General features: G+C 64.2%; 17 protein-coding genes. 7 read left to right on the top strand and 10 right to left on the bottom strand.

From position 1 onward, the window contains the following. Positions 1-57: 57 nt before the first annotated feature. From AC0L3S_RS07175 to trxB, 3 genes are all read right to left on the bottom strand, one after another. Positions 58-966 (bottom strand): 4-hydroxy-tetrahydrodipicolinate synthase family protein, encoded by a 909-nt coding sequence (locus AC0L3S_RS07175; protein ID WP_473278562.1) that lies wholly within the window; start codon positions 964-966, stop codon positions 58-60. Positions 967-1,428: 462 nt separating this feature from the next. After that, positions 1,429-2,352: a LysR family transcriptional regulator gene (locus AC0L3S_RS07170; RefSeq protein WP_007614700.1), complete on the bottom strand. Its 924-nt coding sequence runs from the start codon at positions 2,350-2,352 to the stop codon at positions 1,429-1,431. A 5-nt stretch (positions 2,353-2,357) separates the two neighbouring features. After that, complete coding sequence (gene trxB / locus AC0L3S_RS07165) at positions 2,358-3,323, bottom strand: thioredoxin-disulfide reductase (RefSeq protein WP_007596678.1); 966 nt, start codon at positions 3,321-3,323, stop codon at positions 2,358-2,360. A gap of 265 nt (positions 3,324-3,588) precedes the next feature. Here trxB and AC0L3S_RS07160 point away from each other — a divergent pair, with 265 nt between their 5' ends. After that, positions 3,589-4,068, top strand: a complete 480-nt coding sequence (locus AC0L3S_RS07160; RefSeq protein WP_007596676.1) for an Lrp/AsnC family transcriptional regulator — start codon at positions 3,589-3,591, stop codon at positions 4,066-4,068. Between the two features lie 169 nt (positions 4,069-4,237). On the opposite strand, the gene greA is transcribed toward AC0L3S_RS07160, so the two are convergent. The 3 genes from greA to AC0L3S_RS07145 form a co-directional block, all read right to left on the bottom strand. Continuing rightward, the gene (gene greA / locus AC0L3S_RS07155; RefSeq protein WP_007596674.1) at positions 4,238-4,711 is read right to left on the bottom strand and encodes a transcription elongation factor GreA; all 474 of its coding nucleotides are present in this window, start codon (positions 4,709-4,711) and stop codon (positions 4,238-4,240) included. A 211-nt stretch (positions 4,712-4,922) separates the two neighbouring features. Continuing rightward, positions 4,923-8,387, bottom strand: a complete 3,465-nt coding sequence (gene carB / locus AC0L3S_RS07150; RefSeq protein WP_473262652.1) for a carbamoyl-phosphate synthase large subunit — start codon at positions 8,385-8,387, stop codon at positions 4,923-4,925. Positions 8,388-8,532: 145 nt separating this feature from the next. Then, positions 8,533-9,702: an MFS transporter gene (locus AC0L3S_RS07145; RefSeq protein WP_473278561.1), complete on the bottom strand. Its 1,170-nt coding sequence runs from the start codon at positions 9,700-9,702 to the stop codon at positions 8,533-8,535. Positions 9,703-9,814: 112 nt separating this feature from the next. Here AC0L3S_RS07145 and AC0L3S_RS07140 point away from each other — a divergent pair, with 112 nt between their 5' ends. Further along, the gene (locus AC0L3S_RS07140) at positions 9,815-10,186 is read left to right on the top strand and encodes an ArsR/SmtB family transcription factor (protein WP_473278559.1); all 372 of its coding nucleotides are present in this window, start codon (positions 9,815-9,817) and stop codon (positions 10,184-10,186) included. A gap of 281 nt (positions 10,187-10,467) precedes the next feature. On the opposite strand, the gene AC0L3S_RS07135 is transcribed toward AC0L3S_RS07140, so the two are convergent. Continuing rightward, entirely contained in the window at positions 10,468-11,169 is a 702-nt protein-coding gene (locus tag AC0L3S_RS07135; RefSeq protein ID WP_473278558.1) for a class I SAM-dependent methyltransferase, read from the bottom strand. Positions 11,170-11,282: 113 nt separating this feature from the next. On the opposite strand from AC0L3S_RS07135, the gene AC0L3S_RS07130 reads away from it, so the two are divergent. Continuing rightward, complete coding sequence (locus AC0L3S_RS07130; RefSeq protein ID WP_473262657.1) at positions 11,283-11,807, top strand: Dps family protein; 525 nt, start codon at positions 11,283-11,285, stop codon at positions 11,805-11,807. A gap of 120 nt (positions 11,808-11,927) precedes the next feature. Here AC0L3S_RS07130 and AC0L3S_RS07125 read toward each other — a convergent pair whose 3' ends face one another. After that, positions 11,928-12,449 carry a hypothetical protein gene (locus AC0L3S_RS07125; protein WP_473278557.1) on the bottom strand — a complete coding sequence of 174 codons (522 nt, stop codon included), beginning with the start codon at positions 12,447-12,449 and terminating at the stop codon, positions 11,928-11,930. A gap of 166 nt (positions 12,450-12,615) precedes the next feature. Then, positions 12,616-13,806 (bottom strand): glutamine-hydrolyzing carbamoyl-phosphate synthase small subunit, encoded by a 1,191-nt coding sequence (gene carA / locus AC0L3S_RS07120; RefSeq protein WP_473278556.1) that lies wholly within the window; start codon positions 13,804-13,806, stop codon positions 12,616-12,618. A 146-nt stretch (positions 13,807-13,952) separates the two neighbouring features. Here carA and AC0L3S_RS07115 point away from each other — a divergent pair, with 146 nt between their 5' ends. The 4 genes from AC0L3S_RS07115 (at position 13,953) to AC0L3S_RS07100 (ending at position 18,198) form a co-directional block, all read left to right on the top strand. Next, positions 13,953-14,681: an alpha/beta fold hydrolase gene (locus tag AC0L3S_RS07115; protein WP_473262660.1), complete on the top strand. Its 729-nt coding sequence runs from the start codon at positions 13,953-13,955 to the stop codon at positions 14,679-14,681. Positions 14,682-14,715: 34 nt separating this feature from the next. After that, positions 14,716-15,171, top strand: coding sequence for a GatB/YqeY domain-containing protein (locus tag AC0L3S_RS07110; RefSeq protein ID WP_473278555.1), 456 nt, complete (start codon positions 14,716-14,718; stop codon positions 15,169-15,171). A 160-nt stretch (positions 15,172-15,331) separates the two neighbouring features. Beyond that, on the top strand, positions 15,332-16,468 hold the full coding sequence (locus tag AC0L3S_RS07105) for an epoxide hydrolase family protein (RefSeq protein ID WP_473278691.1): 1,137 nt from the start codon (positions 15,332-15,334) through the stop codon (positions 16,466-16,468). Positions 16,469-16,587: 119 nt separating this feature from the next. Further along, positions 16,588-18,198 (top strand): acyl-CoA synthetase, encoded by a 1,611-nt coding sequence (locus AC0L3S_RS07100; RefSeq protein ID WP_473278554.1) that lies wholly within the window; start codon positions 16,588-16,590, stop codon positions 18,196-18,198. 12 nt (positions 18,199-18,210) lie between these two features. On the opposite strand, the gene AC0L3S_RS07095 is transcribed toward AC0L3S_RS07100, so the two are convergent. Beyond that, on the bottom strand, positions 18,211-20,439 hold the full coding sequence (locus AC0L3S_RS07095; RefSeq protein ID WP_473278553.1) for an ATP-binding protein: 2,229 nt from the start codon (positions 20,437-20,439) through the stop codon (positions 18,211-18,213). Between the last annotated feature and the right edge of the window lies 1 nt (position 20,440).

Here is a 20,440-nt window from a genome sequence, read left to right as displayed (position 1 = left end):
CTCTCTCACTCCCTCTCCTCGTTCTTACGGGGAGAGGGCGGGGTGAGGGGCTATCAGCTACGCCGCGACTTGCATCCGCCGCTCGATCTCGCGATCGATCTGGACGGCGAGTTCGCTGCCGATCTCGACCATCGGCAGGCGCACTTCGGGGCTATCGATGAGACCCGCGCGCCACAGCCAGTATTTTGCGGGCGCGGGACTGGGCTCGGTGAACAACAGGCGCGTCAGGTCCGCGACCTCCTGCCAGCGCGCCAGCGCAACATCATGGTTGCCGCGCTTCAGCTCGGCATGGACAGCCGCAAACGTCGCGGTCTCGAGATGGGCTGACAGCACGATGCCGCCGTCGGCGCCGTCACTGAGCGCCTCGAAATAATTCGCATCCTCGCCGGTCAGCACGCGGAAACCCGTGGGCCTGTCGCGCAGCAGCGCGATGGATTGCTCGCGGCTCGCGCCGCAATCCTTCAGGCCGATGATGTTCGGATGCCCGGCAAGCCGCAGCAGCGTCTGGTTGGTGATGTTGACCGAGGTGCGATAGGGGATGTTGTAGAGCGCGAGCGGCCAGGCGGCGTGATCGGCGAGCGCTTCGAAATGCGCCAGCAGGCCGCGCTGCGACGGCCGCACATAATACGGGCTCGCGATCAGATAACCGTCGATCGGCCAATCCGCGGTCTCGTCGAGACGCTCCTTCAGCCGCGAGGTATCGGCGCCTGACAGTCCGAGGCAGATCGGAATCTTGCTGTGGCCGGTGGCCAGCTCGTCGCGCACGATGGCGACGAGGCGTTCGAGTTCGACGTGGCGCAGCGTCATGCCTTCACCGGAGGTCGCTCCCAGGATGAAGCCGTCGACGGCCTGTCCGCTGTAATGCCGTATCAGCCGGCGCAGCGACCTCTCGTCGAGGGCGCCGTCGCGAAACGGCGTCACCAGCGGCAGCCAGAGCCCGTGCAATTGTTCCTGTAGTCCGGTCATGTTCCATCTCCTTCTCGGGAAAGATCCTGAGACGAGGGCACATGAAAAAACCCCGTCCAGGCGGCGGGGCTTTCGAAGTTCGGCTCGCGATGACGAAGGCTGTTAGCGCGCGCAAAAATCCGAGGTCCCCAGATGGGGCCCTTTTTTCGAGGCGATTGCCTGCGATGAGATTGCGCACGACTTCGTGATCATTCGCAAATGATGCGGGGTAAGCATGGAACTGTCAATACACGTGGAGGGCGAAGGCCGAATCCGCCAAAAAAAAGCCGGGCTCGATCGAGCCCGGCTTAAGGTATTGGCCACGTGAGGCCGACACAATCACCTTCCAAGAGGGATTACTGAACTCCCGCGCCACTGGAGGAGGGGGACAAATGCGCAACGCGAAGGCTCAGCGTGAAGAGATTATGGGCTAGCTTCGCGCCATGCATCAAGCGTCCGAGCCGCATGTCTGACATGCGGAAATCAGGACGGCCAGCGCTGCGCCTTGCTCACCACGAAGTCGCGGAACACTTGCACGCGCGCGACCGTCTTCAGCTCTTCCGGATAAACAAAATACGTATCGAGCTGGATCGAATCCGATTCGCCGAACAGCTGCACGAGGCGGCTCTGTTCTTCGATCAGATAGTCCGGCAGCGCGGCGATGCCGAGGCCCTGCTGACACGCGCGGACGAGGCCGAGAATGTTGTTGACCCTGAAATAGGCTTCGCGCGGACCCGAGCCGTTGCGCCCCGCTTCGACCAGCCAATTGCGGTTCTGAAGATGCGGCGCGAAGTTGCCGTCGGAGAGCGTGATGATGCGGTGGGAGTCGAGCTCCTCCAGCGTGCGCGGCGTGCCGAAGCGCTTGATGTAATCGGGCGAGCAATAGGCGTGGAAGCCCATCGCGAACAGCTTGCGCTGGATGAGATCCGGCTGCGTCGGCTTGCGGGTGCGGATCGCGACGTCGGCCTCCCGCATCGAGAGATCGAGCTCCTCGTCGGTGACGATCAGCGAGATCCGGATTTCCGGATAGAGCGCGGTGAATTCGCCGAGCCTGGGGATCAGCCAGTTGATGCCGACGCCGGGCGTGGTGGTGATCTTGAGATCGCCGCTCGGCCGCTCGCGGCTGTCGGTCAGTTTCGCGCGCGCCGCCTGCAGCTGCATGAACACGTCATGGGCGGTGCGGAACAGGAGGTCGCCCTGTTCGGTGAGGATCAGGCCGCGAGCGTGGCGGTGGAACAGCGAGACCGAGAGCTCCTGTTCCAGTGCCGAGACCTGGCGTGACACCGCCGATTGCGACAGGCCGAGCTGCTCGCCCGCGTGCGTGAAGCTGCCCGCTTCCGCTGCGGCGTGAAACACCTTCAGCTTGTCCCAGTCCATATCCGTAAATCCGTCGCGTGTTCTTGCCATGATGTCTATTCCGCTGCCGCGCGCTCGCTGGCGCGCAGGGCCAAAAATCGTTCCGCCTCGAGCGCCGCCATGCAGCCGAGGCCGGCCGCGGTGACCGCTTGACGATAGGTCTCGTCGGCGACGTCGCCGGCGGCGAACAGGCCGGGGACCGAGGTGGCGGTCGAGTTCGGGGCGACCTCGACATAGCCCGACGGTTTCAACTTGATCTGGCCGGCAACGAGTTCGGTCGCAGGGGCATGCCCGATGGCGACGAAGACGCCGTCGGTCGGCACGTCGGTCAAGGCGCCGGTTTTGACGTTCTTCAGTCGCACATGGGTGACCTTGTTCGGATTCTCGGTGCCGCAGATTTCGTCGACAGCTGAGTCCCAGACCACCTTGATCTTCGGGTGCTTGAACAGACGCTCCTGCAGGATGCGTTCGGCGCGGAAGTGATCGCGGCGATGCACGATGGTGACCTGCGAGGCATGGTTGGTGAGGTACAGGGCTTCCTCGACCGCGGTATTGCCGCCGCCGACCACCACGACTTCCTTGTTGCGGTAGAAGAAGCCGTCGCAGGTGGCGCAGGCCGACACGCCGCCGCCCTGGAATTTCGCTTCGGACGGCAGCCCGAGCCAGCGCGCCTGGGCGCCGGTGGCGAGGATCACCGTGTCGGCGAGATAGACGTCACCGCTATCGCAGGTCAGGCGAAAAGGTCGCTGCGAGGTGTCGAGCTTTGTCACCAGGTCGGTCTTGATCTGGGTGCCCACATGCAGCGCCTGCTTCTCCATCTGCTCCATCAGCCAGGGGCCCTGGATCACGTCGGCGAAACCCGGATAGTTCTCGACGTCGGTGGTGATGGTGAGCTGGCCGCCCGCCTGGATGCCCTGGATCAGGATCGGCTCGAGCATCGCGCGCGCGGCATAGATCGCCGCCGTGTAGCCGGCAGGGCCGGAGCCGATGATGACGACCTTTGCATGGACAGCGGCGGACATTTCGACAGATGCCTTTCACGGGGGACTGCAGCGCGGGCGCGGAACGTGCCGGGAGGCCTCGCGGAGGCGCTGAAATATCAGAGGTAATCTAAGCCTTCTGGTGAGCTATGCAAGAATTGCATTCCCTGTCGGCGGATTTTTCCAACAGGGAACAAAAGTCGATTGCGCTGCACGCGCAATAAAATTGCGCCGAGTGCGCCGTCTGCGCTATGAGGATTGCGATAGACCCACCAATACCGCCGCAAAGGCCAGGAGTTCCAATCACGTGTCGCGGAACCTAGACGAGATCGACCTGAAGATTCTCACCGAGATTCAGGCCGACGGTCGAATCACGAATGTCGAGCTGGCCAAGCGCGTCGGCATTTCGCCACCGCCCTGCCTGCGCCGAGTCCGGGCGCTGGAAGAGGAGGGGTATATCCACGGCTATCGCGGGCTTCTGGACGCACGCAAGCTCGGCTTCGACGTCACGGTGTTTGCGGCAGTGCACCTCTCCAGCCAGGCCGAGGCGGATTTGCGCGCCTTCGAGGAGTTCGTCCGCGCCGAGCCGCTGGTGCGCGAGTGCTGGATGCTGTCGGGCGAAGTCGATTTCATCCTGAAATGCGTCGCCCCCGACATGGCTACCTTCCAGGATTTCGTCACCCATTTGACCGCCGCTCCGCACGTCCGCAACGTGCGGACCTCGCTGGTGCTGCACAATTCGAAATACGAGGCGGCCGTGCCGCTCGACGTGAGGGGACGAAGGTAGCGCGATCTCGTGCCCCGGACGCAGCGCAACGCTTCTTCAGCGGTGCGCTGCAGAGCGTCCGGGACACGAGGGCTGAGTGAGCGCTTCACCTCACATTCCCCGCAACATGCAGCAACAAAAAGGGCCGCGCATCGCGCGGCCTTTTCAAATCAAACGCAACGGCAAATCGCTACCGCCACTCGACCTTGGTGATCTCGTAAGCCTTGGCGCCGCCGGGTGCGTTGACCTCGACGGTTGAGCCCTTCTTCTTGCCGATCAGCGCGCGCGCGAGCGGCGAGGTGATGGAGATGCGGCCCTTCTTGGCGTCGGCCTCGACCTCGCCGACGATCTGCCACACCGTCTTCTTCTCGGTGTCCTCGTCGACCAGTGTCACGGTCGCGCCGAACTTGATGGTGTCGCCGGACAGCTTTGAGATGTCGATGATGTCGGCGCGCGCCAGCTTGTCCTCGAGCTCGGCGATGCGGCCTTCATTGTGGGACTGCTCTTCCTTCGCGGCGTGGTATTCCGCGTTTTCCGACAGGTCTCCGTGCGAGCGCGCCTCGGCGATATGCTCGATGATACGCGGACGGTCCTCCGACTGGCGCTTCTTCAGTTCTTCCCCGAGCGCGGCAAAGCCGCCCGCTGTCATCGGTACCTTTTCCATCTCTTCTCTCGTCCTTCGGTCGCGCGCGCCCTGAAATGTCAGCGCGCACGCAACTTGATTCGTCAGTCTGTCCGGGGGCTCAAGCGCTTGCCGCCGAACGTTCATATGGGCTTGGCGCCGGAACAGAACAACCATATGGCCGGACAGTTCCTCCGGCCATATTGGCTTCATCGCCAATCACTTAGCGGGAGATTGGGCCTCCCGCTCGCGATCAGGTTTCCGAAAAGTAGCTCTGCAGGGTCCGAACCTCAAGGTCCCCGCCCAGATAGGCGCGGATGCCCTGCGCGGCCGCCACGGCCCCGGAAAGAGTGGTGTAATACGGCACTTTATGCAAGAGGGCCGCGCGCCGCAGAGAACGGCTGTCGGCGAGCGCCTGCGGGCCTTCGGTGGTGTTGAAGACGAGCTGGACGTCGCCATTGGTAATGGCGTCGACGATGTGCGGCCGGCCCTCCAGCACCTTGTTCACCTTCTCGGTCGGGATGCCCTGGTCGGTCAGGAAGCGGGCCGTGCCCGACGTCGCCAGCACCTTGAAGCCGAGCGAATGCAGCTCGCGAACGGCCTCGGTGATGCGCGTCTTGTCGCTCTCGCGAACCGAGACGAACACCGTGCCCTTGCGCGGCACCCGCGTGCCGCCGCCGAGCTGGCTCTTGGCGAACGCCACCGCGAACGAGCGGTCGATGCCCATGACCTCGCCGGTCGAGCGCATCTCGGGGCCGAGCACGGTATCGACGCCGGGGAAGCGGGCGAACGGAAATACCGATTCCTTCACGCCGACATGCTCGAAGTTCGCCTTCTTCAGCTTGAAATCGGCAAGCTTCTCGCCGGCCATGATGCGCGCCGCGATCTTCGCAACCGGCGTGCCGACCACCTTGGCGACAAAGGGCACCGTGCGCGAGGCGCGCGGATTGACTTCGAGCACGTAGATCTCGCCGTCCTTGATGGCGTATTGCACGTTCATCAGGCCGACCACGTCGAGGCCGAGCGCCAGCTCGCGGGTCTGCCGCTCCAGCTCCTCGATCATCTTGTCGTCCAGCGAGTGCGGCGGCAGCGAGCAGGCGCTGTCGCCGGAATGGATGCCGGCTTCCTCGATGTGCTCCATGATGCCGACGATGAAGGTGTCCTTGCCGTCGCAGAGGCAGTCGACGTCGATCTCGGTCGCATCGGATAGATAGCGGTCGAACAGCAGCGGGTTCTTGCCGAGCACGGTGTTGATCTGGCCGGTCTTGTCGTTCGGGTAGCGCGCCTTGACGTCGCCCGGCACCAGCTCCGGCAGCGTGCCGAGCAGGTAATCGCTGAGCTGGTTCTCCTCGCGGATGATTTGCATCGCGCGGCCGCCGAGCACGTAGGACGGGCGCACCACCAGCGGCAGGCCGAGATCGGTTGCGACCAGGCGCGCTTGCTCGACTGAATAGGCGATGCCGTTCTTGGGCTGCTTCAGCCGCAGCTTGTCGAGCACCCGCTTGAAGCGGTCGCGGTCTTCCGCAAGGTCGATGGCGTCGGGCGAGGTGCCGAGGATCGGCACTTCGGCGGCTTCCAGCGCACGCGCGAGCTTGAGCGGGGTCTGGCCGCCGAACTGCACGATCACGCCGTGCAGCGTGCCGTTGGTGCGTTCCTTCGCGATGATCTCCAGCACGTCCTCGGCGGTGAGCGGCTCGAAATAGAGTCGGTCGGCCGTGTCGTAGTCGGTCGACACCGTCTCCGGGTTGCAGTTGACCATGATGGATTCGTAGCCGGCGTCGTGCAGCGCGAAGCAGGCGTGACAGCAGCAATAGTCGAACTCGATGCCCTGGCCGATGCGGTTCGGTCCGCCGCCGAGGATGATGACCTTCTTCTTGTCGGACGGCGAGCTCTCGTCCGCAGGCGTGCCCGCGAACGGCGCCTCATAGGTCGAGTACATGTAGGCGGTGGGCGAGGCGAACTCGGCCGCGCAGGTGTCGATGCGCTTGTAAACCGGGCGAACGCCGAGCGCGTGGCGCTTCGCCGTGACTTCCGCCTCAGTCGTCTCCGCGATCACCGCGAGCCGGGCATCGGAGAAGCCCATGGCCTTGAGCGTGCGCATGCCGAAGGCGTTGCCTGGCAGGCCGTTCTTGCGGACCTTCGCTTCCATATCGACGATGCCGCGCATCTCGCTGAGGAACCACGGATCGATCTTGCAGGAATTGAAGATCTCCTCGTCCGACCAGCCGAGCCGCATCGCCTGCGCGACCTGGAGCAGCCGGTTCGGTGTCGGCGTGCCGAGCGCAGCGCGGATCGCATTCTTGTCGTCGTCGCGGCCGAGACCTTCGATCTCGATCTCGTCGAGGCCGGTGAGACCGGTTTCGAGCCCGCGCAATGCCTTCTGAAGGCTTTCCTGGAAGGTGCGGCCGATCGCCATGACTTCGCCGACCGACTTCATCGACGTGGTCAGCGTGGTGGAGGCGCCGGGGAATTTCTCGAAGGCGAAACGCGGCACCTTGGTGACGACATAGTCGATCGTCGGCTCGAACGAGGCCGGGGTGGCGCCGCCGGTGATGTCATTGGCGATTTCGTCGAGCGTATAGCCGACCGCAAGCTTGGCGGCGACCTTTGCGATCGGAAAGCCGGTGGCTTTCGAAGCCAGGGCGGAGGAACGCGACACGCGCGGATTCATCTCGATGACGACCATGCGGCCGTCTTCGGGATTGACGCCGAACTGCACGTTGGAGCCGCCGGTCTCGACGCCGATCTCGCGCAGCACCGCCAGCGAGGCGTCGCGCATGATCTGGTATTCCTTGTCGGTCAGCGTCAGCGCCGGCGCCACCGTGATGGAATCACCGGTGTGCACGCCCATCGGATCGAGGTTCTCGATCGAGCAGACGATGATGCAATTGTCCTTTTTGTCGCGCACCACCTCCATCTCGTACTCTTTCCAGCCGAGCACGGATTCTTCGATCAGCACTTCGTTGGTGGGAGACGCATCCAGGCCGCGCTCGATGATGTCGAGGAACTCTTCCTTGTTGTAGGCAATGCCGCCGCCGGTGCCGCCCATGGTGAAGGAGGGGCGGATGATCGCGGGCAGGCCGATCTCGGAGAGCGCCATCAGCGCCTGGCCGAGCGCATATTCCTGGTAGCGCTTGCGACGGTCGCTCTCGCCGAGCGTCCACTGCCGCTCGAGCTCTGCGAGCGCCGCGCCCGAGGCCTTTGCGCGTTCGGCCTGGTACTTGTCGCGGAAGGACTTCTTCAGGGCGGAGGCGTTGGCGAGCCGCGACTTCGGCGTCTCGAGCCCGATCTTCGTCATGGCCTCGCGGAACAGCTGGCGGTCCTCGGCCTTGTCGATCGCGTCCGCGGTGGCGCCGATCATCTCGACGTCGAACTTGTCGAGCGTGCCTTGCTGGCGCAGCGATAGCGCGCAGTTCAGCGCGGTCTGTCCGCCCATGGTCGGCAGCAGCGCGAAGCCGCCGGGGATGACGTGACGTTCCTTCTCGATGATTTTCGCGACGATCTCGGGCGTGATCGGCTCGATATATGTCGCATCGGCCAATTCCGGGTCGGTCATGATGGTGGCCGGATTGGAATTGACGAGGACGATGCGATAGCCCTCTTCCTTCAGCGTCTTCACCGCCTGGGTGCCCGAATAGTCGAACTCGCAGGCCTGGCCGATCACGATGGGACCGGCGCCGATGATCAGGATGGTGGTGATGTCTGTACGTTTGGGCATCAACTCTCGCCGAAGTGGAATTTGGGCACAAAAAAAGGGCGCGCCTGCTGCGCGTCCCTTTGGCCGAGAGCGCGGTGGTCCCCCCTCGCGCGCGGGGTGGGTCTTAGAACAGTTTTCGGGGCGGCGAAACCCCGAAAAACGCCCATCAACCGGCAATTTTGACCGGTTTTGGCCGGGCCTGCCAGCCGCGGGCGACATGCACCAGAAGAGCCGCCGAAACGCTCAATCCGCCGACCCAGCCGAGATCGGCCGGGCTCCACGCTGCAAGCACGGCGCCGCCCAAGGCACCGCCGATCGCAAAGCCGAGATACATGGCCGAGGCGTTGAGCGAGAGCGCGATCATCGAGGCCTGCGGCTCGATCCGGATGATGCTGGCGACCTGGGCCGGGTAGAACGCCCAGCCCGAGATGCCCCAGAGGAAGATCGCGCCCAGTACCGCATAATGCGCCTGTCCCGGCATCAGCTTCAGGACCAGCGAATGCAGGATCAGCGCGCTGGCCATGCCCGCGAGCCCGAGACCTGCTGTGGCGAGCGTGCCGAGCCGGTCGGCCAGGACGCCGCCGAGCATGTTCCCGATCGCGGCGGCGCCGCCGAACACCAGCAGTGCGAGGCTGATCTGCGAGGCATCGAATCCAAGGCCGCGCAGCGGGACCGCGAAATAGGTGAACACGGTGAAGCCGCCGAGCGCCCAAAAAATCGTGATCAGAAGTGCCGTCAGGACATTGCGGTGACGCGCCACAGCCAGCCGCTCGCCGAGCGAGGCCGTGTTGCGCGGCAGACCGCGGGGCAGACCGAGCAGGAGGCCGGCGAGCGCAACGGCACCGATCAGGGCGACCATGGCAAAGGTCGCACGCCAGCCGAGCAGGCTGCCGACGAGATTGCCGAGGGGAACGCCGATCACGGTCGCAACCGTGAGGCCTGAGGTGACGAGTGCCACCGCACGGCCGCGTCGCTCAGGCGCGGCGACGGCCACGGATACGGCGAGCGCGGTCGGCATGCACAGCCCGGAGCCCAGCGCCATCAACATGCGCGAGGCCAGCAGCAAGGCGTAATTCGACGCAACCATCGCCGCGAGGTTTCCGGCGATGAAGGTCGATAGCGCCAGAGCCAGCACGGTGCGGCGGTCGATATTGTTCAGAGTCACCGCCAGGATCGGCGAGCCGACCGCGTAGGTGAGGGCGTAGGCCGTGACCAACTGGCCGGCGGCGGGGACGGAAATCGCCAGGTCAGTTGCGATCGACGGCAAAAGCCCTGCAATGACAAAGCCTTCCGTACCGATCGCAAAGGCCGCCAAGGCTAACCAGAATACGCTCATCCGAGAATTTCCTATGTTCAACGATTATTGAACTATCGGTGGGGCCGAGCCAGGAGTCAATTGGTTCAAGAACTATTGAACATTGAGGCGATCTCGCTATGATCTTCAGACCATGAGCCGCACCCCACCCCACCCCACCCGCGAGCAGATTGAACTGCCGATGGTCCTGGATTGCCTGAGCGATCCGATCAGATTGGCGATTGTGTATCAGCTCGCCCAGCAGGAACCTGTCAGCGGCGAGCTGTGCTGCGGCGACTTCAACGCGCTCAGCGGCAAGTCGAATCTCGCCTATCACTTCGCCAAGCTACGCGAATGCGGCCTGATGCAGACCCGCGTCGCCGGCACCAACCGATTCGTGCGGCTCCGCCGCGACGATCTGGACGCACGCTTTCCGGGCCTGCTCGATGCCGTCATCACCTCCGCGGCAAAGGATGCCGACCGGCTGCGGCTGCTGTCGGAGCGCGATGTGGTTGAGGCTGATTGAGGATTGGGCGGCCAGTCCGTCTTCGCTTGCGCTTCGCTCCAGCTACGCCGGACACGCTTCGCCCCTTCGGGTCTCGCGTGGCTGCGCCACGCGTAGCCCCGAGAGAGGCGAAGCGTGGAGACCCGGCCTGGATTTGAACCAGGATAAAGAGCGATGCATCGCCCTCGCGTAGACACTTCCGCCACCGGGCCGCGGCGATCATTACTGATCGGGGTGCGACAAGCCACCTCAGGCAGACGTTATGCTTAACGAACTCAGGAAGCTTACCGAATCCGAGAGGTTTACCGAACCAATGGCGGCCGCGCGACGAACGTCATGCGCCAGCTATTGTGGCCGATATTGCGGTGAGCGCGCTGGACCGTGAAGCCGGCTGTCCTGAGCCTGGCGGTGATCTCCTGCTCACTGTAGCGCTGCAGCCCGATGCGCGTGCGCAGCTGACGGTAATCCGACAATGCGGTGCTGATCAGCCCGATCAGCGCATCTTTCAAAAAGCCGTGACGAAGGCCGAAGCTGAGCAGCGCTGTGACGTCCCTGAACATGCCGACATTGGGCTGGAGGATGTCGCCGAGCACCAGCTTGCCGGAGGGCTTCAGGATACGGCGGAAGTTGAGGAGCGCGGCGTCGAGCTCGTCCGGCGCCATGTATTGCGCGACCGAGTTCATCACGACGAGATCGATCGACTGCTCCTGCATGTGGTGGACGTCGTCGAGCGAGCGGACGCGGATTTTCGTGTTCGGGGCAAACCGCGCGATCAGCCGGCCGCGCACGCCGGGCGCGGGCTCGGCGAGGATCAGCTTGCCGCAGACAGCCGCGACCTGGCTCGCCGACAGTGCCTCGCCGCAGGCATAGTCAAGCACGGTCGCCTCGGGCGAAGAGATGTAGCCGATGATGTCCCGCGCGATAATCTGAAAGTGCAAGTCGCGATGCAGCTTGCTGACATAGATCGTATGCGTCGAGTCGTAATAATCGATCCAATCGTCCATGGTCGTCGAGGGCCCCGGCCAAACGGTTCCGCTGCAGGAACCGGCGCTGCCCGCCTGCGTTAGGGGTGCGGCGGCGCGCCGTCAATGTCCGCGTCCTAACAGGAAGGTTTCCCGTGAGCAAAGCCCCACAAAAGGTCTCGCCCGACCTCGACACCCCCACCGATCTGTCGCCCCAGGCGGTCAACAAGGTTTCGGAGGCACTCAACGTGCTTTTGGCCGACGCGTTCGCGCTGTATCTGAAGACCAAGAACTTCCATTGGCACATCAGCGGCCGGCATTTCCGCGACTATCACCTGCTGCTGGACGAGCAGTCCGACCAGATCTTCGCCACCACCGACCAGCTCGCCGAGCGCGTCCGCAAGATCGGCGGCACGACGCTGAAGTCGATCGGCCAGGTCGCCAAGCTCCAGACTATCAAGGACAACAACGAGGACTACGTCCCGCCGCGTGAGATGCTGCGCGAGCTGATGCAGGACAACAAGCATGTCGCCGCGGCAATGCGCAAGGCACACGAGGTCTGCGACGACGCCGGTGACGTCGCCAGCGCCAGCATCCTCGAAAACTTCATCGACGAGACCGAGCGCCGCACCTGGTTCCTGTTCGAAGCCACAAGACAGGAAGGCGCGAACGAGGCGTAGGATAGGTCGTAGGGTGGGCAAAGGCGCGCTCTTCGCGCGCCGTGCCCACCATCTATCCGCAGTTCAAATTGTTTGGTGGGCACGCTTCGCTTTGCCCACCCTACTGCACCGTATTTGTAGCTACCGCCACAACCGCATCAACGCCCCATTCTTCCCCGTCACCGGATCGGCCGGCGGCAGCGCGACGTTTGGAATCGTCTTCAGCGCCTTGGCGTGGTTCTCCGGCGTTGCGCGGGTGACCTCCATCTTCGCACCCGGCGGATAAGCGCCGATCACGCAGAAATCCTCGCTCGCCTTGATGCGTTGGTGACCTGTGCCGGCGGGCAGGATCGCGACGTCGCCGGCCTTGATCTCCAGCTCCTGGCCATGGTCGCCGCCGAAGCGGACGCGCGCGCTGCCACGCGCAACGCCGAGCACCTCGTGCACCGTCGCATGATAATGCAGATAGTCGAAGACGCCATTGCGCCACGTGCCGCCCCAGCCGTTCGCTTCGAACAAGCGTTCGATCGTCTCTTCCGGCTGTCTGGAATCAAGCTTCACCGCGGCCTGGTAGACCAGGAAGGGAAGGATATTGTTCGGCACGAGCCCGTCATCCTCAAACACGATGGCGAGCGGCTCGGCATTGTCGCGGACGACGGACATAAGGGGCTCCTGCGTGAGCGTAGCAGTGATCAACGATAGGAGTTGAGCGGCGTTCCTCGTTCCGCTGTCATTCCGGGTTCGCGCTGCGCTACGCCCCGGAACGACAAAAGCCCGGGAGAAGGCCCGGGCTCGATGTCGTCAAAGCAGTCGCAGGAGAGCGCGCGCCTTACGCGCTCTTGTTCTGCCGCATCAGGTCCGCAAATCGCTGGAACAGATAGTGCGAGTCGCGTGGACCCGGTGAAGCCTCGGGGTGGTACTGCACCGAGAACACCGGCTTGCCGTCGAGCTGGATGCCGCAATTGGAGCCGTCGAACAGCGAGATGTGAGTCTGCGTCGCGCCCGTCGGCAAGGTGCTCTCGTCCACCGCAAAGCCGTGGTTCATCGAGGTGATCTCGACCTTGCCGGTGGTCTCGTCCTTGACGGGATGATTGGCGCCGTGATGGCCCTGGTGCATCTTCTTCGTCTTGGCGCCCACGGCGAGGCCGAGCATCTGATGGCCGAGGCAAATTCCGAATGTCGGCGTGCCCGACTTGATCACGTCCTGGATCACGGGCACGGCGTATTTGCCGGTCGCGGCCGGATCGCCGGGACCGTTCGACAGGAACACGCCGTCCGGCTTCATCGCAAGGATGTCCTCGGATGACGTCGTTGCCGGCACCACCGTCACCTTGCAGCCGACGCCCGCGAGCAGGCGCAGAATGTTGCGCTTGATGCCGTAGTCGATGGCGACCACGTTGAACTCAGGCTTGTCCTGACGGCCAAAGCCCTTGTCCCAGAGCCAGGGCGTCTCGTCCCAGGTGAAGCGCTGGCCGGAGGTGACCATCGGCACGAGGTCCATGCCCTCGAGCCCCGGCCATTCGCGCGCTTCTTCCTTCAGGCCGTGCAGGTCGAACTCGCCGTCCCTGGCGTGCGCGATCACGGCGTTGGGCATGCCCTTGCCGCGGATCAGCGCGGTCAGTGCGCGGGTGTCGATGCCGGAAAGGCCGATGATGCCGCGCGCCTTCAGCCACTGGTCGAGGTGTTTGGTGGCGCGGTAGTTCGAGGGATCGGTGATCGCGGTGCGCAGGATCACGCCGCGCGCGCCGGGCGTCGCGGCCATGTTCACCGTCTCGATGTCGTCGTCGTTGGTGCCGACATTGCCGATATGCGGGAACGTGAAGGTGATGAGCTGGCCGGCATAAGAGGGATCGGTGAGGATCTCCTCATAGCCGGTCATCGCGGTGTTGAAGCAGACCTCACCGACGGCTTGACCTTCGGCGCCGAGGCCAAAGCCTTCCAGCACCGTGCCGTCGGCAAGCACCAACAGCGCGGTCGGTTTGTGGTCCGGCCAGGCGGGATCGTTGTCATGTTGTGTCATGAGCCCGGTTCATAGTCTCCGCGGGCGCCGACGTCAAAGCGGAGATGCGCCGATTCACATGCGTTTTTGCATATTTGACAGATCGCCTTCGGCCCCTAAGCTCCGCGGCATAATTTCCGGCAAATTCCGGGGCTTGGGAGGCAATAATGGACCAGACGACGCCGATTCTGCTGGTTCCGGGACTAGCCTCATCAGCCCGGATCTATGCACCGGTCATCCCGTCGCTCTGGCGGTTCGGCCCGGTGATGGTCGCCAACCATGTTCGCGACGACAACATGGCGGCGATCGCCCGGCGGGTGCTGAGCGAGGCGCCGCCGCGCTTCGCGCTCGCCGGCCATTCCATGGGCGGCTACATCGCCCTCGAGATCATGCGCCAGGCGCCCGAGCGGGTGGCCAGGCTGGCGTTGATCAACACTCAGGCGCGGCCCGACACGGAGGAGGCGACCACGCGCCGCCGTGGCCTGATGGAGCGGGCCAGGCGCGGCGAGCTGCGTGCCGCGCGCGAGGAGATGTTTCCCGAACTGGTGCATCCGTCGCGCCGCGACGATGCCGGTATTCGCCAGCTCGTGCATGAGCAGGGCGAGGACGTCGGCGTCGAAGGCTATCTGCGACAGCAGACTGCGATCATCGCGCGGGTCGATTCGCGGCCGACGCTTGCGACGATCAAATGCCCGACATTGGTGCTGACGGGCGATCAGGACAACACGATTCCCAACGCATTCTCGAAGGAGATGGCGGAGGGCATTGCCGGTGCAAGGCTCGTTATGTTGGAGAATTGCGGACACCTGCCGCAGCCGGAGCAGCCTGCGGCGACGGTGCGGGCGCTGGTCGAATGGCTGGGACCCCCGGTTGTCTCAGGGCCGCGAACGGCCTAGATCAGGCGTCGGACATGCAAAAGGGATCACGACCATGCTGCGCGACGACATCAACAATGCGGTCAAGGAGGCCATGAAGGCCAAGAACGAGCGCAAGCTGTCCACGCTGCGCATGGTCAACTCGACCATCAAGAATGCCGACATCGAGGCGCGCGGCAGCGGCAAGCCGCCGCTCTCGGACGCGGACCTGCTCGGCGTGTTTCAGAAGATGATCAAGCAGCGTCAGGAATCGGTCGAGCTCTACGAGAAGGGCGGACGTGCCGAACTCGCCGCGCAGGAGCGCGAGGAGATCGCGGTGATCTCGGCGTATCTGCCGAAGCAGATGTCGGACGATGACGTGAAGAAGGCGATCTCGGACGCGGTCGCGGAGACGGGCGCCGCCGGCATGAAGGACATGGGCAAGGTGATCGCCGTGTTGAAGACGAAGTACGCCGGCCAGATGGATTTCGGCAAGGCGTCCGGTTTGGTGAAGGCTGCTCTGACGGGCTAAGCGGCCGCGCCGAAGGTTTGCCAGGAACTGACAGACTATCATCCTGGTCATGCCCGGCCTTGTGCCGGGCATCCACGTTCTTCAGAATGAAGAGAAAGAGCGTGGATGGCCGGGACGAGCCCGGCCACGACGAGAACCCCCGATGAGCAGGGCCTCTCCCATGACCGCCATCAAGCCATTCCGCATCGACATCAGCGACGACATTCTCATCGACCTCAAGTCGCGCCTTGCTCGCACGCGCTGGCCGGAGGCGGAGCTCGTCTCCGACTGGAGCCAGGGTGCGCCGCTGGCATGGATCCAGGAGATCTGCACCTATTGGGCTGATGGCTACGACTGGCGCGCGCGCGAGGCAAAACTCAACCGCTTCGAGCAGTTCACCACCGAGATCGACGGGCTCGACATCCATTTCCTGCATGTGCGCTCGAAGGAGCAGTCGGCGCTGCCGCTTATCATCACCCATGGCTGGCCCGGCTCGATCGTCGAATTCCAGAAGGTGATCGCGCCGCTGGTCGATCCTGTCGCGCATGGCGGCAATCCCGCCGATGCCTTCCACGTTGTCTGTCCGTCGCTGCCGGGCTTTGGGTTCTCCAGCAAGCCGAACACCACCGGCTGGGGCGTCGATCGTATCGCCGCGACCTGGGCCAAGCTGATGGACCGGCTCGGCTACGCGCGTTATGGCGCGCAGGGCGGCGACTGGGGCTCGGCGGTGACGACCTCGCTTGGCATGCAGGACGCCGAGCATTGCGCCGGCATCCACATCACGCTCGCCTTTAACGCCACGCCGAAAGTCGAGGGCGAACCGACGCCCGAAGAGAAACGCGCGCTCGCCGGCCTCAAGCATTACGTCGACCTCGACTCCGGCTATTCGAAGCAGCAATCGACGCGGCCGCAGACACTCGGTTACGCTCTGACCGATTCGCCGAGCGGACAGGCGGCCTGGATTCTGGAAAAATTCTGGGCCTGGACCGATTGCAACGGTCATCCCGAAAACATCTTCACCAAGGACGAGCTGCTCGACAACGTCATGCTCTACTGGGCGACGGAGACGGCGATCTCGTCCGCGCGGCTCTATTGGGAAAGCTTCGGCAAGCGCCGGACCACGCCGGTCGTCAAGGTGCCGACGGGCGTCGCTGTCTTCCCCAAGGAGATCATCACGCCGGTGCGGCGCTGGATGGAGCCGAACTTCCACAACATCACGCATTGGAGCGAAATGGAGAAGGGCGGCCATTTCGCCGCATTCGAGCAGCCGGAGCTGTTCGTGCGCGATGTCCGCAAGTTCTTCGCGACGATGCGCTGAAACGCAATCTGCGTCATGCCCGGGCTTGTCTCGGGCATTGACGCCCTTAAACTCAGGCCAAACAAGAACGTGGATGGCCGGAACAAGCCCGGCCATGACGACGCTGCCGGGAAACGACCATGCTCACCGAAGCCAGCACCTACGATGAACTCTACGGCAATTTCCGCTGGGAGATCCCGGCGCGCTTCAACCTGGCGGAGGCTTGCTGCGATCGCCACGCCGACGGAACCGGCCGGCTGGCGTTGGTCTATGTCGACGAGAACGGTGCCATCACGCGTACATCCTTCGACGACGTCGCTGAGATGTCGCGCCGCTTCGCCAATGTGCTGAAGACAGATGGTCTTGCCAGCGGCGACCGAATCGCGGTGTTCCTGTCACAGTCGCTGGAGCTGCCGATCGCGCACATGGCCGCGTTCCGATCGGCGATGATCTCCATTCCGCTGTTCGCGCTGTTCGGCGAAGACGCGCTGGAATTCCGCTTGTCGAACTCGCAGGCCAAGGCGATCGTCACCGACGCGGGCGGCTGGGAGAAGCTTTCGAAGATCCGCGACCGTCTGCCGGCGCTGAAGAATGTCTACATCGTTGGCGAACGAGCGCCGGCGGGCACGACATCGTTCTGGAATTCGGTCAAGGCTGCATCGCCCGACTTCACGCTGGTGGACACGTCTGCGGAGGATCCCGCGCTGATCATCTACACCTCGGGCACGACGGGCAATCCGAAGGGCGCGCTGCACGCACACCGCGTCGTGCTCGGACATCTCCCCAATGTCGAGATGTGCCACAACTTCCTGCCGCGTCCCGGCGATCTGATGTGGACGCCGGCGGACTGGGCCTGGATCGGCGGCCTCATCAACGGCCTGTTCGCGTTCTGGTATCACGGCATTCCTCTGGTCGGTCACCGCGCGCGAAAGTTCGAACCGCAAGCGGCGATGCAGATGATGGCCGATCTCGGCGTGCGCAATGTGTTCCTGCCGCCGACTGCGCTGAAGCTGATGCGGCAGGCTGGGGTGACGCATTCCGGCGTCAAGCTGCGCAGCATCTTTACCGGCGGCGAGTCCCTCGGCGGCGAGATGCTCGGCTGGGTGCGCGAGACTTTCGGCATCGACGCGCATGAGGTGTTTGGTCAGACCGAATGCAATCTCGTGATCGGCAGCAACGCGAATCTGTTTCCGATCCGCCCCGGTTCGATGGGCAAGGCGACGCCGGGTTTCGATGTCCGCATCGTCAACGACAGAGGCGAGGAGCAGCCGCGTGGCCAGCGCGGCATCATCGGCGTGCGCCAGCCATGTCCTTGCACGATGCTCGAATACTGGCGCAATCCGGAGGCCACGGCGAAGAAGTATGCCGGCGAGTTCCTGCTCACCGGCGATCTCGGCGTGCAGGATGAAGACGGTTACTTCTGGTACGTCAGCCGCGAGGACGACGTCATCACCACCGCCGGGTATCGGGTCGGCCCGTCCGAGATCGAGCACACGCTGATGAAGCACCCGGCGGTGGCGATGGCGGCGGTGGTCGGCATTCCCGATCCGATCCGCACCGAATCGATCAAGGCCTGGATCGTGCTGCGCCCGGGCTTTGCCGCCGGCGACGCACTCGCACGCGAGATCCAGGAGTTCGTCAAGATGCAGCTCGCCGCCCACGAATATCCACGGTTCGTTGAGTTCGCGGAGACACTGCCAATGACCGCGACAGGCAAGGTACTGCGGCGTGAGCTGCGGGCACGCGGATAGGACATCGTCGTCTTACTGCGACGGCGTCGACAGCGCGGACCGCAGCATCGCGGCGAGGTCTCGCCGCCGGAACGGCTTGGATAGGATGCGGGCATCGCCGATCCCGTCGGGCGCCTTGACGGGATTTTGGCTGTAGCCGGAGGTGAAGAGCACCTTGAGCCCTGGACGCAACTCGATTGCTTGCCTCGCAAGCTCCGGTCCGAACATGCCGCCGGGCATCACGACGTCGGTGAACAGCAGGTCGATGTCCACGGACTGGCGCAACAACTCGAGCGCCGCCGGGCCGCTCGCCGCGGTGATGACGCGATAGCCGAGCGTCTTCAGCTCGCTTTCGACATAAGTCCGAACCATGTCGTTGTCCTCGACGACGAGAATGGTCTCGCTTCCTTCGCGCGCGACGATCCCTTCGGCGGGTGTGGCGTCCTCGTTTGGCGGTGTTGTCAGGCGGGGAAAGAACAGCCTGACGGTGCTGCCTTGTCTCGGCGCGGACTGCATCTGCACCAGCCCGCCGGACTGCCGCACAAACCCGTAGACCATGCTCAGGCCGAGCCCGGTTCCCTTGCCGACCTCCTTGGTGGTGAAGAACGGCTCGAACGCCCGGCTCGCCACCTCGGCGGTCATGCCGCTGCCGGTGTCGGTCACGGCCACCATGACATAGTCGCCAGGTCGCGGCTCGCCATTGATGTCCAAGTCGGATTCACCGAGCGAGACATTGCGCGCCTCGATCGTCAGCCTGCCGCCCAACTGCATGACATCGCGCGCGTTGAGCACGAGATTGAGCAGCGCAGTCGTTAGCTGGCCGGGATCGATGCTGATCAACCACAGGTCCGGTGCGAGCGCGAAGGTGCATTCGATGTGCTCGCCCAAGGGGCGGCGCAACAAGTGCTCCATCTCCCTAAGCTTCTCGCCGATGTCGATCTCTCGCGGCCTCAGGGGCTGCTTGCGCGCGAAGGCGAGCAGGCTCCGCGTCAGGTCGGAGCCGCGCTCGGCGGCCGTAGCGATGTCGCCGGCGATCCGGTGCAACTCCTTGTTCCCCGCCAGCCTGTCGGCAAGATGCTCCGAATTGCCGAGAATGACGGTGAGGAGATTGTTGAAGTCATGCGCCACGCCGCCGGTGAGCTGGCCCATGGCCTCCATCTTCTGGGATTGGCTGAGCTTCTGGTTGAGGTCCGCGATGGCCGCGCGTTGCTGCTCGAGCGACTCGGCGGTGCCGTTGAGCAGGGTCATCAATCCGCCCAGCTCGCCGCGCGGATGGGGAGGAGGAATTCGCGCGCTGAGATCGCCGAGCCCGAGTCTCTTCGCCATATTGGCGAGCCGCCCGACCTGGCGCCCCACGCTCACGGTCGCGAGGATCCATACACCGGCCAGCAGCAGCAGCAAGGCCACCGCGAGGATCGCCATGTCCTCGTAGAGCCGGCGATTCGCCGCCGCCACCAATCCGTCCTTGGACCGTCCGACCAGGATGTAGAGGCCGGCATCACGGATCGAAGGCGCGTGGGCGACGGCCCAGACCTGCGTGCGGCCGTCGCGATCGGTCACTTCCTGAAATGCCTTTTGATCGGGAGCCGTCGCGAAGCGGAGCAGGTCGGATCCCGCAATCGACGCGCCCACGGGCGCGGTCCAGCCGGCTCCCGAGGGAGCGACGAGAACGGTGCCCTTGCCGTCGATGAGCAGGATATCCTTCTCCGCGAGCAGCCGTTTGTGATGATACTCGGCGAATTTGCGCAGGTTGAACGAGGCGAGCAGCACCAGCTTCAGCGCGCCCGCATCCGATCGCACCGGATATGCGATCTGGAGCACCGATATTCCGGTCAGCCGGCCGAATACCGGCTCAACCACGACGCTGCGCGAGACCAGGGCCTGCTTGAAATAGGCGCGATCCCGCAAATCGAGGGTGCGGTTGGTCCGCAGCGAGTCGCAGAACAGGCTGCCGTCCGGATCGATGGTCAGGATTCCCGTGAACTGCGGGTATTCCTCGCGCACGTCCGACAGAAACGCCGAGCACGCCGCCTTGTCGCGCGTGTCGAGGTCGCGCGCACGGGCGAGACCATAGTGAAGCTGTGCGGTGCCCTGAATCTTCTCGCCCAGATCACTCGCAATGTCGTCGGCCGAGGCCGCCAGATTGGCCAGGGCGGCGTTGATTTCGCTGCTCCGATTCTGCACGAAACGCAGCCCGACGAGGCTCGCCGGCACCAGCATGGCCGCGATGACGAGGATCAGTAGCCGGGTACGCAAGCTCATC

Source organism: Bradyrhizobium sp. Ken01 (assembly GCF_055807355.1).
The sequence above is the reverse complement of the archived record's forward strand: the minus strand, read 5'-3'. Positions and strand labels throughout refer to the sequence as shown.